Annotated in this window: 13 protein-coding genes; 5 read left to right on the plus strand and 8 right to left on the minus strand. The window is 73.8% G+C overall.

Features of this window, described 5'->3' with window-relative positions:
- Window positions 1–295 precede the first annotated feature (295 nt).
- A complete protein-coding gene (locus BM093_RS27760) occupies window positions 296–1423 on the plus strand; it encodes an HNH endonuclease (RefSeq protein ID WP_245773846.1) in 1128 nt (375 codons plus the stop codon).
- 6 nt (window positions 1424–1429) lie between these two features.
- On the opposite strand, the gene BM093_RS27765 is transcribed toward BM093_RS27760, so the two are convergent.
- Genes BM093_RS27765 through BM093_RS27775 form a run of 3 tightly spaced genes read right to left on the minus strand, consistent with a single transcriptional unit; the run spans window position 1430 to window position 5153 of the window.
- The gene (locus BM093_RS27765; RefSeq protein ID WP_093352662.1) at window positions 1430–2476 is read right to left on the minus strand and encodes a PDR/VanB family oxidoreductase; all 1047 of its coding nucleotides are present in this window, start codon (window positions 2474–2476) and stop codon (window positions 1430–1432) included.
- The gene (locus BM093_RS27770; protein ID WP_093352667.1) at window positions 2473–3357 is read right to left on the minus strand and encodes a metal-dependent hydrolase; all 885 of its coding nucleotides are present in this window, start codon (window positions 3355–3357) and stop codon (window positions 2473–2475) included. Before BM093_RS27770 ends, BM093_RS27765 begins: the two co-directional genes overlap by 4 nt.
- A complete protein-coding gene (locus BM093_RS27775) occupies window positions 3357–5153 on the minus strand; it encodes an SDR family oxidoreductase (RefSeq protein WP_245773847.1) in 1797 nt (598 codons plus the stop codon). The genes BM093_RS27770 and BM093_RS27775 overlap by 1 nt, the downstream gene beginning before the upstream one ends.
- A gap of 60 nt (window positions 5154–5213) precedes the next feature.
- Here BM093_RS27775 and BM093_RS27780 point away from each other — a divergent pair, with 60 nt between their 5' ends.
- Together BM093_RS27780 and BM093_RS27785 are read left to right on the plus strand one after the other, a co-directional pair.
- Window positions 5214–6104: an alpha/beta fold hydrolase gene (locus BM093_RS27780; RefSeq protein WP_093352673.1), complete on the plus strand. Its 891-nt coding sequence runs from the start codon at window positions 5214–5216 to the stop codon at window positions 6102–6104.
- Between the two features lie 9 nt (window positions 6105–6113).
- On the plus strand, window positions 6114–6902 hold the full coding sequence (locus BM093_RS27785; protein WP_093352677.1) for a crotonase/enoyl-CoA hydratase family protein: 789 nt from the start codon (window positions 6114–6116) through the stop codon (window positions 6900–6902).
- A gap of 7 nt (window positions 6903–6909) precedes the next feature.
- Here BM093_RS27785 and BM093_RS27790 read toward each other — a convergent pair whose 3' ends face one another.
- The 5 genes from BM093_RS27790 to BM093_RS27810 all read right to left on the minus strand — a co-directional run bounded on the left by BM093_RS27790 (window position 6910) and on the right by BM093_RS27810 (window position 11736).
- The gene (locus BM093_RS27790; RefSeq protein ID WP_093352683.1) at window positions 6910–8184 is read right to left on the minus strand and encodes an Nramp family divalent metal transporter; all 1275 of its coding nucleotides are present in this window, start codon (window positions 8182–8184) and stop codon (window positions 6910–6912) included.
- Between the two features lie 85 nt (window positions 8185–8269).
- The gene (locus tag BM093_RS27795) at window positions 8270–8755 is read right to left on the minus strand and encodes a GNAT family N-acetyltransferase (RefSeq protein ID WP_093352688.1); all 486 of its coding nucleotides are present in this window, start codon (window positions 8753–8755) and stop codon (window positions 8270–8272) included.
- Between the two features lie 9 nt (window positions 8756–8764).
- A complete protein-coding gene (locus tag BM093_RS27800; protein WP_093352693.1) occupies window positions 8765–9391 on the minus strand; it encodes an IMPACT family protein in 627 nt (208 codons plus the stop codon).
- Between the two features lie 306 nt (window positions 9392–9697).
- The gene (locus BM093_RS27805; RefSeq protein ID WP_342743046.1) at window positions 9698–10033 is read right to left on the minus strand and encodes a hypothetical protein; all 336 of its coding nucleotides are present in this window, start codon (window positions 10031–10033) and stop codon (window positions 9698–9700) included.
- A 17-nt stretch (window positions 10034–10050) separates the two neighbouring features.
- On the minus strand, window positions 10051–11736 hold the full coding sequence (locus BM093_RS27810) for a sodium:solute symporter family protein (protein WP_093352698.1): 1686 nt from the start codon (window positions 11734–11736) through the stop codon (window positions 10051–10053).
- 290 nt (window positions 11737–12026) lie between these two features.
- Between BM093_RS27810 and BM093_RS27815 the strand changes: the two genes are divergently transcribed.
- The gene (locus tag BM093_RS27815) at window positions 12027–12815 is read left to right on the plus strand and encodes a DeoR/GlpR family DNA-binding transcription regulator (RefSeq protein WP_245773853.1); all 789 of its coding nucleotides are present in this window, start codon (window positions 12027–12029) and stop codon (window positions 12813–12815) included.
- Window positions 12815–13903 carry a galactose-1-phosphate uridylyltransferase gene (galT, locus tag BM093_RS27820; RefSeq protein WP_093352708.1) on the plus strand — a complete coding sequence of 363 codons (1089 nt, stop codon included), beginning with the start codon at window positions 12815–12817 and terminating at the stop codon, window positions 13901–13903. Before BM093_RS27815 ends, galT begins: the two co-directional genes overlap by 1 nt.
- Window positions 13904–13921: the final 18 nt, after the last annotated feature.

The following is a 13921-nucleotide window of genomic DNA, read 5'->3' on the forward strand; positions in this document are numbered from 1 at the left end:
TTGGCGGATCGGCGCGATCACCGCCGCCGCCCTGGTCCTGCTCCACCACGAACACGACCGGACGGCCTGATCAACTCGCTACTGGGAAACATTCAATGTACGACCGCGAACGAAAGGTGACGTCGAACACGAGTTCGACTAGAATGGGTGCGTGACCGCAGTTCATGATCCCCCGATTCCCGGCACCCACCCGGGTGCCGGTGAGCCCGGATTCCCGCAGGTCGATCTCGTGTTGATGCAGGTAGCGGTCGAAGAGGCCGCCACGGTTGACGCGGAATCGTGTGGCGAATCCGAGTTGATCGATCAGATCCAGCAGATCGAATCCCTGCAGAATTCTCTCGCCGCGTTGCAGGCGAACCGGGTCCGCTCCTTCGCCCGCACCCACGTCGAGCAACGGATCAGGAGCGGGGTGGTCGACCCGGACAAGCTCGAACGCGGGGTGATCGCCCAGCTCGGGCTGGCGTGCCGGGTGTCTCCGACCGAGGCCCGCTCCCGGCTGCGTACCGCGCGGGACCTGCGCGAGGGCCTCGACCACATCCGTGGCCTGTTCGTGGCCGGGGAGCTGAGCCGGGACAAGGTCGCCGCGATCGTCACCGCCACCGCCGACCTCGACGCCGGCCAGCGGGCTGCGGTCGATGCCCGGCTCGCCGCGCACGAGCTGACCCGGCTCGGCATTGGGCGGCTGCGGGACCTGGTGCGCCGGCTGGTCGCCGAGATCGCCCCGGAGAAGTTCCGGTCCCGGGTCGAGGCCGCCCGCGCCGAGCGGCGGGTCACGCTGCGTCCGGCCCCGGACGGGATGAGCTACCTGACCGCCTACCTGCCGGTCGAGCAGGGTGTCGCGTGTCTGGCCGCGCTGCGTAAGGCGTTCAGTGAGGTCTCGGTCGACCCGGCACCGCTGACCCGCTCCCGGGGGCAGGTCATGGCCGACACCCTGGTCGAACGTGCCACCGGGAAGTCCGCCGCGACCGACGTCGACATCGAGGTCCAGGTGCTGGTGCCGGTCGAGGCGTTGATCGACCCCGACAGCCCGCTGCCGGCGGAGGTCCCCGGCCACGGCCCCGTCCCGGTCGACCTGCTGGCCACCACCACCGGCCGGAAAGCGCTGCGCCGGTTGTTGACCCGCGACGGGTTCATCATCGGCGGCGGGTCCCGGCAGCGGTTCTTCACCGGGCTGCTCGCGGAGTTGGTGAAGGCCCGCGCCCGTCGTCGTTGCACCGAGCCGTACTGCGACGCCCCGGCCCGGCACGTCGATCACATCGACCGTTCCGCCGAGCACGGGCCGACCGCGCTCGAGAACGGGCGAGCCGTCTGCGAGTTCCACAACTACATCCGCGAACAACCCGGATGGAACGTGGCACGCACCCCCGACGGCGTGCAGACCACCACCCCGACCGGGCACACCTACCTCGCCCCCGAGGGCTGAGCGTTGTCAGCGGCCGAGGTCCACCTCGACCTCGTCGCCCGCCGCCCGCCCGACACACAGAGCGGTGCGGCCGGGCCCGGCCGGGTCCGGGGTCGCGGTGTCGACCTGCGTCGTCCCGGCGACCAGCCGGACGTGGCAGGTCCCGCAGAAGCCCTGCCGGCACGAGTACGGCACGTCCGGGCGCACCGCCCGGACCGCGTCCAGGGCGCTGCGGTCCGCGGGGACCGCGACGTCCGGACCGCCCACGATCCGCACCGTGAACGGGCGGCCCTCCCGGATCGGTGGCGGGGAGAACCGCTCCGCGTGGAACCGCTGCCCGGCGGGCACCGCCCGGCGCACCGCCTCGATCATCGGCGGCGGCCCGCAGCAGTGGACCGCCGCACCGTCGTCCATCCCGGACAGAAGATCGGCGGCGGTGGGGACGCCGGCTGTGTCATCGGGGCGGCGGTGCACCCGGCCCGGGGCGAGCGCGGCCAGCTCGTCCGAGAGCGGCATCGACGCCAGGTCCCGTCCGGTGTGGACCAGTCGCCACGGTATCCCGGCGGCGTGCGCTGCCCGCACCATCGGCGCGATCGGGGTGATCCCGATGCCGCCGGCCAGGAACAGGTACGACGGCGCCGTGGCCAGCGGGAAGGCGTTGCGCGGCCCGTGCAGGCGCAGCCGGGTCCCCGCGGTCAGCGCGTGCACCTCGGCCGAGCCGGCCCCGCCCGGCACCGCGCGCACCGCGATCCGGTACGCCGACCGGTCCGCGGGGTCACCGCACAGCGAGTACTGGCGCAGCAGCCCGGACGGGAGCTCGACGTCGACGTGCGCGCCCGGGCGCCACCGGGGCAGCGGCGCCGAGCCGGCCGGGACGAGATCGAGCACGGCGACGTCCGGGCACGGCCGCCGCAGCGCGCGCACCTCCACGGGCAGGCTCCGGTCCACCGGACCCGCCGGGCGCCTGCGGTGTCCACTGCGGACCGCCAGCCGCGCGGCGACGGTGGTGATCGTCGCCAGGGCGTTCGCCGCGGGTGTCGGGTGCGGCGGGGGAGCGGTGCCGGCGGTGCTCACGCCGTACCGCCGGCGCGCCGGGCCGCGGGCGAGACCGCCAGGTAGGCGATCGCGGCATCGGTGTCGCCGTAGCGCGCCGGGTGGAACCGCGGGTTCAGATAGGTCAGCACCGCCTTCGCGAACATCCCCGGCCCGGGCACCAGCCCGCGCCGCGCGGCGCGCAGGTAGTCCCGCAACCGGACCCGGCGCTGCGGGGTGCCGCGCAGCCGCGGGTCGCGGGCGCACAGCACCGCGGTGCCGTCGGTCCAGAGCTTCGCCAGCGCCGGCCCACCGATCAGCATGGCCCGGATCCGGCGCAGGTAGCGGCCGTCGAGGTGCATGTACAGGTCGTGCGCCACGCTGCGGTGCTCGACCTCCTCGGCGCCGTGCCAGCGCAGCATGTCCAGCATCTCCGCGTCGGCGCCCGCCGCGTCGAGGTCGGGCGAGTGCAGGATCCACTCGCCCAGCACCGCCGTGAAGTGCTCGACCGCGGCGATCAGCCCGACCCGCTCGACCAGCCACTCGCGGGCCTCGGCACCGGTCAGCCCGCGCTCGCCCAGCAGGTCGCTGAAGATCCATTCGATCTGCTCGACGTAGCCGGAGACGTCGATCCCGGCGTCGATCAGGTGGTCCTGCGCGCCCTGGTGCGACTCCGCGTGCACCGCCTCCTGCCCGATGAACCCGCGCACGTCCTCGGCGAGCGCCGCGTCGCGCACCAGTGGCAGCGCCTGGGAGAACACCTCCACGAACCAGCGCTCACCCTCCGGCAGCAGCATGTGCAGCACGTCGATGACGTGCGAGGCGAGCGGCTCGCCGGGGATCCAGTCCGTGCGCAGCCCGGAGAAGTCGAACCGGACGTCGCGGGCCTGCAGGGCGATCCGGTCGTCGTCGGTCGCGGTCATCAGCGGTGCTCCTCTCGAACGGCGCCGACACGGGCGACGGCGCGCAGCAGCCCGGGGGACAGGCGCGAGGCGAGCAGTGCGGCGTGCGCCTCGGGGGTGACGGGGGCGAGCGGCACGTCCCGCTCCACGGCCCGGACCAGCCGGGTCGCGACCCGCTCCGGGGTGTACCCGCGCCGGGCGTAAGCCGCGGCGGCGGCGGTCCGGCGGGCGTCCTGGGCCGGCCCGTCGGTGCCGGCGAACCGGGTGGCGGTGGTGATCGGGGTGTGCACGATGCCCGGGCACAGCGCCGTGACCCCGATGCCCTGCTCGGCCAGCTCGGCGCGCAGGCACTGGGACAGCATCAGCACCGCGGCCTTCGTCGTCGCGTAGGCCGGGAGCAGCCGCGAGGGCAGGTACGCCGCGGCGGAGGCGGTGTTGACCAGGTGCCCGCCCTCGCCGTGCTCGGTGAGCAGGACCCCGAAGTGCCGGCAGCCGTGCACGACGCCCCACAGGTTGACGTCGACGATCCGCTGCCACTCCTCGAGCGAGGTGTCGGCGAACGGCCCCGCGACGCCGATCCCGGCGTTGTTCACCACGACGTCGGGCACCCCGTGCTCGGCCGCGACCCGGGCGGCCAGCTCGGCGACGGCCGCGTCGTCGGACACGTCGACGGTGTGCGCGACCGCGCGCCCGGCCCCGTGCCGGTGCTCGATCTGCGCGACGGTCTCGGCGGCACCGTCGGCGGAGAGGTCCGCGACGACGACCCGGGTCCCCCGCTCGGCGAACGCGCGCGCGGTCGCCCGGCCGATGCCGCTGCCCGCGCCGGTGACGACGGCCAGGCCGCCGTCCCAGCGCACGGCCCGGTCCGGGCGTCCCCCGGAAGCGACCAGCGCGGCCCCGCGGGACCGGGCCCGGGTCACCGCCGGGGCGGGGGTCTCCCCGCCGGTCTCCGCGACGATCTCCGCGACACAGCGGGCGATCACCTCGGGCCGGTGGCGCACCACCCAGTGGCCCCCGGCCAGGTAGCGCACGCGCAGGTCGGGCGCGAACTCCGCGGCCGAGGTGGCCAGCGGGCCGGTGACGTAGGCGTCCCCGCGCGGGACCAGGACCTGCACCGGGACCCCGGTGCGGCGCGGCCGCGGTGCGCCCAGCCCGCGCGGCAGGTTGCGCCGGTAGAGCTCCAGGCCGTTCACGGCGTCGCGTACCGCCGGGCGCGGGATGCGCTCCGTGCGCGCGACCATGCTGCCGAGCCCGCCGCTGCGCACGGCGAGCTCGGGCAGCACCGGGAGCCGGAAGGCCAGCGTGTACCAGGAGTGCACGGCCTGGCTCAGCACGGCACGCAGGTCGCGGGGCGCGCGGCGGCGCAGGAACAGGCCGACGTGGTCGAGGCACGGCCCGGAGATCGAGGTGAGCGAGGCGATCCGGTCCCCGGGTACCGCGCCGGTCACCGCGTGCCAGGCCTGGATCCCGCCCCAGTCGTGGGCGAGCAGGTGCACCGGGGCACCGGGGGAGACGGCGTCGCACACCGCAGCCAGGTCGGCGGCGAGCAGGTCGAGGTCGTACCCCGCGCGCCCGGCCGGCGCGGCCGAGCCGCCGTGCCCGCGGACGTCGTAGCTCACGACGTGGTGGTCGGCGGCGAGCCGCTCGACGACGCCGTCCCACACGTGCCGGTCGTCGGGGTAGCCGTGGACGGCGACGACCGTCGGCCGGGACGGGTCCCCCCGCTCCGCCACCGCCAGCTCCAGCCCGTCGGGGGTGGTGACCGTGCGGGTGCGCTCCGCCACGTCGGTGTGCGCGGCCACATCACTGTTGGACACACCGTCATCGTAGAAAACGTGTCAACAAGCGGCCGAGCCGGTCCGCGGTACGTTCTCCGGGTGTCCGAGCTGCCACCCTCCTGGTTCACGACGGCGATCGCCGCCCCCTGCGACACCGGCCGCGTCGAGTCGGACGGGGTGTCGATCGCCTACCGCGGCTGGGGTGAACCGGGCGGGCCAGGGGTGCTGCTGGTGCACGGCGGCGGCGCACACGCGCACTGGTGGGACCACGTCGCACCGCTGCTGGTCGAGGGCGCGCGCCGGGTCGTCGCCGTCGACCTGGCCGGGCACGGCGACTCCGGCCGCGCGAAGTCCTACGACCTGGACCGGTGGGCGTCCGACCTGCGCGCGGTGCTCGGTGTCGCCGGCCTCGGGGAGCGTCCGACGCTGATCGGGCACAGCATGGGCGGCTTCGTGACCCTCACCGCGGCCCTGCGCTACGGCGAGGAGCTGGCCGGAGCCGTCGCGGTCGACTCGCCGGTGCGCGAACGCTCGCCGGAGGAGCGGGCCGCCCGCCAGCGCCGGGCGTTCGGCCCGGCCCGGGTGCACGCCGACCGGGAGGCGCTGCTCGCCCGGTTCCGCACGGTGCCCGAGCAGGAGGGTGACCTGCCCTACGTGCACCGGCACATCGCCGAGCACAGCATCCGCGCGGTCGAGGGCGGCTGGAGCTGGAAGTTCGACCCGAAGATCTTCGCCGGGATCGGCCTGACCCCGGGTGACCTCGGGCGCCCCGGCTGCCGGATCGCCCTGTTCCGTGCCGAACACGGCCTGGTCCCGGCCGGGATGGGGGAGATGGTGGTGGACCGGATGGGCCGCGCCGCCCCCGTCGTCGAGATCCCCGGTGCCGGCCACCACGTGATGGTCGACCAGCCGCTGGCCCTGGTCACCGCGCTCCGCACGCTGCTGGCCGACTGGGAGCACTCGGTGCCGGTCGCGGCCCCGGCCCTCTAGGGTGAAGCCATGGCAGCGCAGTCAGACCTGACCGTTTCCGAGGACGAGGTGCTCGTCGAGCGCCGCGACGGCGTCCAGATCATCACCCTCAACCGTCCGCGGGCCAAGAACGCGGTGAACGCGAACGTCGCGAAGGCCGTCGCCGCGGCCGTCGACGAGCTGGACGCCGACGACGAGCTGCGCGCCGGTGTGCTCACCGGCGCGGGCGGGGCGTTCTCCGCCGGGATGGACCTCAAGGCGTTCCTGAACGGCGAGCGGCCCTCGGTCCCGGGGCGGGGCTTCTGCGGGATCACCCAGGCACCGCCGCGCAAGCCGATGATCGCCGCGGTCGAGGGCTGGGCGCTGGCCGGTGGGTTCGAGGTCATGCTGGCCTGCGACCTGGTCGTCGCCGGTCGGAGTGCCCGGTTCGGGGTGCCCGAGGTGAAGCGCTCGCTGGTCGCGGCCGCGGGTGGCGCGCTCGAGCTGGCGAACCGGGTGCCGCGCGCGCTGGCGCTGGAGATGCTGCTGACCGGTGACCCGATCGACGCCGCCCGGGCCGAGGCCGCCGGGCTGGTCAACCGGGTCGTCGACGACGGCACCGCGCTGGACGTCGCGTGCGAGCTGGCCGCGCGGATCGCGGGCAACGGCCCGCTCGGAGTGGCCGCCTCGAAGCGGATCGTGCTGGAGAGCCCCGGCTGGGGCGAGGACCGCTGGGCCCGGCACGACGAGATCGTCGCCCCGGTCATGTCCTCCGAGGACGCCCGGGAGGGCGCCACCGCGTTCGCCGAGAAGCGCGACCCGGTCTGGCGGGGGCGCTGAGGCCGGCTCACCCGCCGAACGTCTCCCACACGAGCACGCCGTTGAGCGCCACCACGACCGCGGTGACCACGATCGCCGCGGCCGTGGTGACCCGGTGGTTGACCAGCTCACCCATCACCGAGCGCTTCGCCGTCAGCCAGACCAGCGGGGCGAGCGCGAACGGGATGCCGAACGAGAGCACCACCTGCGAGAGCACCAGGGCCTGGGTCGGGTCCACGCCGAACCCGAGCACGACCAGCGCCGGCGCGAGCGTCAGCAGCCGGCGCAGCAGCAGCGGGATCCGTCGGCGCAGGAAGCCCTCCATGATCACCTGGCCGGCGTAGGTGCCGACCCCGGACGAGGCGAAGCCGGAGGCCAGCAACGCGATCGCGAACCCGTAGGCGGCGACGGCGTCGAGCTGGGTCCCGAGCCCGGCGAAGATGCCCTCCAGGGTGTCGGTCCCGGGCACGCCGGTGCCGGCGAACAGCGCGGCGGCGACGACCAGCATCGACAGGTTGACCAGACCGGCCAGCCCCATCCCGAGCACGATGTCGGTCCGCCCGGTGCGCAGCAGGAACCGGGTGTCCTCGGCGCTGCGGCAGACCAGGCGGCGCTGGGTGAGCGCGGAGTGCAGGTAGATCACGTGCGGCATGACGGTCGCGCCGAGGATGCCGGTGGCCAGCACCAGCGAGTCGATCCCGGCGAAGCCCGGCACCAGGCCCGCCGCCAGTGCCCCGGCGTCCACGTCGGTCCGGAACAGCGTCGACACCAGCCCGACCAGGATGATCGCCAGCAGGAACACGATCGCCCGCTCGAACGGCCGGTGCCCGCGCGACTGCAGGCCCAGCAGCCCGAACGCGATCGCCCCGGTGATCAGGCCGCCGTGCAGCAGCGGCAGCCCGAACAGCAGGTGCAGCGCGACCGCGCCGCCGATCACCTCGGCCAGGTCGGTGGCGATGGCGACCAGCTCCGCCTGCGCCCACATGAACCGGGTCCCCCAGCGGGACAGGTGCTCGCGACACAGCTCCGGCAGGCTGCGGCCGGTCGCCAGCCCGAGCTTGGCCGAGAGCGACTGGATCAGCATCGCCATCAGGTTGGCGACGACGATCACCCAGACCAGCAGGTAGCCGTACCCGGCACCGGCGGAGAAGTTCGTGGCGAAGTTGCCGGGATCGACGTAGGCCACCGCGGCCACGAACGCCGGCCCGAGCACCGCGAGGCGCCCGCGCCAGCCGCGCCGGCGGAGCTGCTCGACCGTGACGGTGCGCCGCTGCTCCGCGCGTGCTGCTGCGATCGCTCCCATCGCCGCCCCTCCCGGTGTCGACAGGTGTGCCGAATCGACAGTGTAGGCGCGTCTAACTCCGTCGTGCGTCTCGAAACGAGTCAGCTCACAGCCGGCGGTGCATCACGTGCAGGCCGGTGGTCGAGCCGTCCGGCAGGGTGAAGGCGCCCGGCACGATCCCGATGGTCGCGAAGCCCAGCGCGTGCCACAGCGCGACGGCTCGGGTGTTGGTCTCGACGACCGCGTTGAACTGCATCGCGGTGTACCCGCCGGCACGGGCGAGCTCGAGCACGTGCTCGCCGAGCGCCCGCCCGGTGCCGCGCCCGGCGCGGCCGGGGTCGACGGCGAAGCTCGCCGTGGCGACGTGCGAGCCGGGGCCGGGCTGGTTCGGTCCGGTCTTCGCGGTGCCGACCACGGCGCCCTCGTCGACGGCCACCACGACCCGGCCGGGCGGGGGCAGCATCCACAGCGTGCGGGACCACGACTCGTCGGCGTCGACCGGCACCGTGTAGGTGCGGCCCTCGGCGAAGATCGGGCGGAGCACCGCCCAGATCGCGGGCCAGTCGTCGGCGGTCGCGTCGCGGATGTGCACGGCGTGAGACTAGGGCAGGTACAGCTCGCACGGGCCGGCGTCGAGGGCGTCCACGGCGCCGCCGGTGTGCTCGGCGAGCCAGTCGGTGAAACCGTCCACCCCGGAGACCTCGACGGCCACGGTGAACGTCACGTCGGCACCGTGGCTGACGTCGCGCAGCCGGTACGACGAGTGGCGCAGGTCGTGCTCGAGCCGCCCGGCGCGGTCGTGCGGCACGGCGAGCAGGAGCTCGCGGTGCGGGACCCGGCGCAGCGTCCCGACGACGTCGAGGGCCTCCGACAGCACCCCGGAGTAGGCACGGACCAGCCCGCCCGCGCCGAGCTTGGTGCCGCCGAACCAGCGCGAGACCACGGCGACGACGTCGGTCAGGTCGCGCCGGGTCAGGACCTCGAGCATCGGCACCCCGGCGGTGCCGGACGGCTCCCCGTCGTCGTTGGAGCGTGCGCCGAGCCCTCCGGTGTCCGGGTCGCCGACCCGCAGCGCGGTGCAGTGGTGGGTCGCGTCCGGGCCGGCCCGGCGCACGCGGTCGATCACGGCGCCGGCGGCCTCGACGTCGGGCACCCGGGCCACGGTGGCGACGAAGCGGGACCGCTGGATCTCGACCTCGTGCACCCCGTCCCGCGCGATCACCCGCACGGCGCCGGTCCGTCGCAGCTCACAGCGTGACGCGGCTCGCTGTCGACGGCGGGACGGGATCGATTCAGTGCAGACTGGGGGCGTCCGGTGAGGAGGCCGCCCGCCTCATCCGGCGGGCCGGTCCCTCGCAACGCACCGTTGAAGGGAGCTCCACCCATGAGTACCGCCCTCCGCAGCATGCGCACCGGCCTCGGCCGGATCGCCCGCCGGATCGACGCCTACACCCTGCAGGCGTTCAACCCGGTCTACCCGACCCCGGCGGGCCGGGGGAACTGACCCCCGGCCCGGCCGGTCCGGGCGCTCCGGTCAGGACCGCTCGGCCCCGCCGTCCGGTGCGGCCGGGACCCGCAGCGGTCGCAGCCACACCCAGAGCACGAACAGGGCCCCGATCACCAGCATGCCGATGCCGGTGTCGAGGTTGAGGTTCGTCCCGCCGGTCTTGGCCAGGTTCTCCGGGTCGTTGCCGGAGACCAGGCCCATGATCAGCAGCACGATCCCGTACACCCCGAACAGCAGGGCGATCACCGAGCGCAGGTCGAACAGGTTGGTCGCGGTCGTGGAGATCGGCGTGCCGGTCCCCGTCGGGTCGTCGCTCTCCGGGTCGTTGTCCGGCTGGTGGTCGTGACGGCTCTCGTCGGTCATCTCTGTTCTCCTCCTGCTCAGCCGACCACGATGTAGAGGACGACGGTGAGGACGAGCACGGCGCCACCGAGCACGGCGGGCGAGCGGTACCAGCCCGCGTCGTCACCCGTGGTCGAGTGGGTGCGCGCGTCCTTCGGGGTCAGGCTCCAGACCAGCCCGGTCAGCTCGGCCTCGGCCCGCGGTGCGGTCACCATCGACACCGCCCCGGCCACGCCGACGCCGACCACGAACGCGGCGATCGCGCCGAGGAAGCTGCCCGCCTGGTTGGAGATCTCCAGCACGCCGACCCGCACGAGGACGTCCACCGCCACCGCCGCGGCGGTACCGGACAGCAGCCCGATCCAGGCCGACGGGCCGGTCATGCGCTTCCAGAACAGGCCCAGGATGAAGATCGCGAACAGCGGCGCGTTGAAGAAGCTGAACAGCGACTGGATGTAGTCCATGAGGTTCTGCGAGCCGGACGCGATGAACGCGGTGCCGATCGCCAGGACGCAGCCGATGATCGTCACCAGCCGGCCGACCTGCAGGTAGTAGCGGTCGCCCCGGTCCGGGCGCACCCAGTCCTGCCAGATGTCGTAGGTGAACACGGTGTTGAACGAGCTGATGTTGGCCGCCATGCCGGCCATGAACGCGGCGAGCAGCCCGGCGATCGCGACCCCGAGGATGCCGTTCGGCAGCACCTCCTTCATCAACAGTGACAGCGCGTTGTTGTAGGTGATGCCGTCGACGGCCTCGCCGCCCTCGGCCTTGAGCGCGCTGATCTGCGGGATCATGATCCCGGCGATCATGCCCGGGGTCACGATGACCAGCACGACCAGCGCCTTGGGGAACGCACCGATGATGGGCGTGCGCCGAGCCGCGGACATCGACTTGGCCGACAGCGCGCGCTGCACCTCGGCGAAGTTCGTCGTCCAGTAGCCGAAGGACAGCACGAACCCGAGACCGAACACGATGCCGAGCACCGACAGGAACGGGTTCTCGATCTCGGTCAACGGGGTGCCCGGCCAGGCGTTGAGGTCGGCGCCGCCGCTGGGGCCCTCGGTGACCGCGCGGGTCAGGCCGTCCCAGCCGCCGACCCGGTTGAGTCCGGCCACGGTCAGCGGGATGAGCAGCGCGAGGATCACGAAGAACTGCAGGACCTCGGTGTAGATGGCCGCGGACAACCCGCCGAGCGAGATGTAGCCGAGCACGACGACGGCCGCGACCGGGATCGCCACGTACAGCGGCCAGCCGAGCAGGGCCTCGAGCACCAGGCCGAGCGAGAACAGGTTGACCCCGGCGATCAGGATCGAGGCCACCGCGAAGATCACCGCCTGCACCCGCTGGGTGGTCCGGTTGAACCGCTTGAGCAGGAACTCCGGGACGCTGCGGGCCTGCGAGCCGTAGTAGAACGGCATCATCACGATGCCGAGGAACACCATCGCCGGGATGGCGCCGAGCCAGTAGTAGTGGACCGTCGGGATGCCGAACTGGGCGCCGTTGGCGACCATCCCGATGAGCTCGATGGCGCCGAGGTTGGCCGAGATGAACGCCAGCCCGGTGATCCAGGCCGGCATCGACCGGCCGGACAGCAGGAAGTCCAGGCTCGAGGACACCGAGCGCCGTGCCGCGTAGCCGATGCCGAGCACCAGCACGAAGTAGAACGCGACCAGCAGGTAGTCGACGATGTTCGGGTCGAGGCGGAGGATCTCCTGGGCCGTCATGCCCTGACCTCCCGCAGCCTCTCCGTGGCCCGCTCGGGGGCCGTCTCGCGGTGATCCATCTGAACAAGCTCCTCGCCGTCGAGTGCGCACGTCGGCCGGCCGTGTGTCCGGACCGCCGCACAAGATAGACCGAACTCGGACAGAAGTGAACACGATCGCGCGGTTTCGAGACCGGTCGGTGACCTCCGCCGGTCCGGTCACGGCCCCGGACGGCGACTTGCTGATCGTTCGAATTTGTTGCATTGTGTGCGGGTGATCGGGATCTGCCGTGCGGACGACGCGCCGTGAGCCTGCTGGCCGAGCAGCGGCGCGAGGTGATCGTGGAGCGGGTCCGCTCGCACGGGGCGGTCCGGGTCTCCGAGCTCGCCGAGCACCTCGGCGTGTCCGAGATGACGGTGCGGCGCGACCTCGACGTGCTCGCCCGCCGGCGCCTGGTGGACAAGGTGCACGGCGGGGCGACGGCGATCGGCGAGCACACCACCGAGGAGCCCGGCTTCTCGGCGAAGGCGGTGCGCGAGCTGGAGGAGAAGGACGCGATCGCGGCCGAGGCGGCCGGCCTGGTGACGCCCGGGTCGGCCGTCGGGCTGTCCGCCGGGACGACGACGTGGCGGCTGGCGCACCGGCTCGCGAAGGTCCCGCGGCTGACCGTGGTCACCAACTCGCTGGCGGTCGCGGAGGCCCTGCACACCGGTGGCGCCGAGGGCCGCGGGTCGACCGTGATCCTCACCGGTGGCGTGCGGACCCCGTCCGAGGCGCTCGTCGGCCCGGTCGCGATCGCCGCGCTGCGCTCGCTCAACCTGGAGATCGTCTTCCTCGGTGTGCACGGCATGAGTGCCGCTGCCGGGTTCTCGACCCCGAACCTGACCGAGCGCGACACCAACCGCGCGCTGGTCGACGCCGGGCAGCAGCTCGTCGTCGTCGCCGACCACACCAAGTGGGGCACGGTCGGCATCTCCACGATCGCGGAACTCAACGAGGCGGACGTCCTGGTCACCGACGCCGGGCTCGCCGACACCGACCGCGCGGTCCTCGAGGGCGAGGTCGACCGCGTGGTCATCGCCCGACCCGGAAGGCAGTGATGGACGCGCGCACGCTCTCGACGCGGATGGCCGACGGCCGGGAGATCCTCTGGTTCGACGGGCCCGGGCGCCCCCCGCGGGACCCCGCCGAGCTCGTCGACCGGCGCGACCTGCCCGCGGTCACCCCCGCCTCCCAGCTGCGCTACGACGCACTGGCCGGCGAGTGGGTCACGATCGCCGCGCACCGCCAGGACCGCACCTACCAGCCCCCGGCCGACCAGTGCCCGCTGTGCCCGAGCCGGGACGGGCGGCTCACCGAGATCCCGTCGCCGGAGTACGAGGTCGTGGCGTTCGAGAACCGGTTCCCGTCCTTCGGGTCGGCGCCCGGCACGCCGTCACCGGCCGTGGACCCGGACACCCCGCTCGCCGCCGCGGGACGCTGCGAGGTCGTCTGCTTCACCGACGACCACGCCACCCCGTTCTCCCGGCTGCCCCCGGAGCGGGTGCGGCTGGTGCTCGAGGCCTGGGCCGAGCGGACCGCGGCGCTGGCCGCCCGGCCGGGCGTGCGGTACGTGTTCCCGTTCGAGAACCGGGGCGCCGAGATCGGGGTGACGCTCGCGCACCCGCACGGGCAGATCTACGCCTACCCGTACCTCCCGCCGTTCCCGCAGCGGATGCTCGCGCACGTGGCGGCGCACCGGGAGGCGACGGGGGAGAACCTGTTCGACGCGACACTGGCCGCCGAGCGGGCGGGGGAGCGCGTCGTCGTCGCGGGGGAGCACTGGACCGCGTTCGTGCCGCAGGCCGCACGCTGGCCGGTCGAGGTGCACCTGTACCCGAACCGGCCGACCCCGGACCTGCCCGCGCTGGACGAGGCGCAGCGGGCCGAGTTCCCGGTGGTGTACCTGGACCTGCTGCGCCGCCTGGACGCGCTCTACGACGACGCGCTGCCCTACGTCGCCGGCTGGAACCAGGCCCCGGTGCGCGAGGCCGACGGGCGTGCCGACGCCCGGCTGCACCTGCGGGTGCACTCGATCCGGCGGGCCCCGGGGAAGATCAAGTACCTGGCGGGCTCCGAGTCCGGGGCAGGGGCGTTCATCTCCGACGTGCTGCCCGAGGCGGTCGCGGAACGCCTGCGAGGCCTCTAGACGTGCGTCGAGGCCGGT

The sequence above is a fragment of the Pseudonocardia ammonioxydans genome (genome assembly GCF_900115005.1).
GTDB classification, from domain to species: Bacteria; Actinomycetota; Actinomycetes; order Mycobacteriales; family Pseudonocardiaceae; genus Pseudonocardia; species Pseudonocardia ammonioxydans.